The 434-nt window shown below is 31.3% G+C and carries 1 protein-coding gene; it reads right to left on the bottom strand.

The window, feature by feature from the left end; translation table 11 throughout:
• Positions 1 to 434 (bottom strand): IS3 family transposase (locus AB8U03_RS18045; RefSeq protein WP_369705934.1); only part of this gene is annotated, 434 nt, incomplete at both ends.

Below are 434 nucleotides of genomic sequence, written 5' to 3'. Positions count from 1 at the left end.
CCAGTTGGTTTTCCTGCTCGCTGATACGCATCATTAAATGCGTTAATTATTAATCCTTTTGTCATTCTTTCACTCATTGATAATCCAATGATTTTTTGTCCACATAAATCCATTATTGCTGCTATATACAGCCAACCTTCGTCTGTCCACAAATAGGTGATATCGCTTACCATTTTTTCATTTGGCTTTTCCACAGTAAAATTGCGGTTAAGTATATTTTCTGCTACTGGCAGTTTATGGCCTGAATAAGTAGTAGCCTTAAACTTCTTTGCAACTTTTGATTTTATATTATTTTTACTCATAATATGTTCTACTCTTTTATGATTAACAGGTTTTTTGCTTAGCTTATTTACTTCTCTGGTAATTTTAACAGAACCAAACACATTATTACTTTTCTTGTGGATATCTTTTATTTGCTCTAAAAGCTTTTTATT

The organism is Clostridium moutaii (assembly GCF_041205085.1).
Classification (GTDB): Bacteria; Bacillota; Clostridia; order Clostridiales; family Clostridiaceae; genus Clostridium_B; species Clostridium_B moutaii.
The sequence above is the reverse complement of the archived record's forward strand: the minus strand, read 5'-3'. Positions and strand labels throughout refer to the sequence as shown.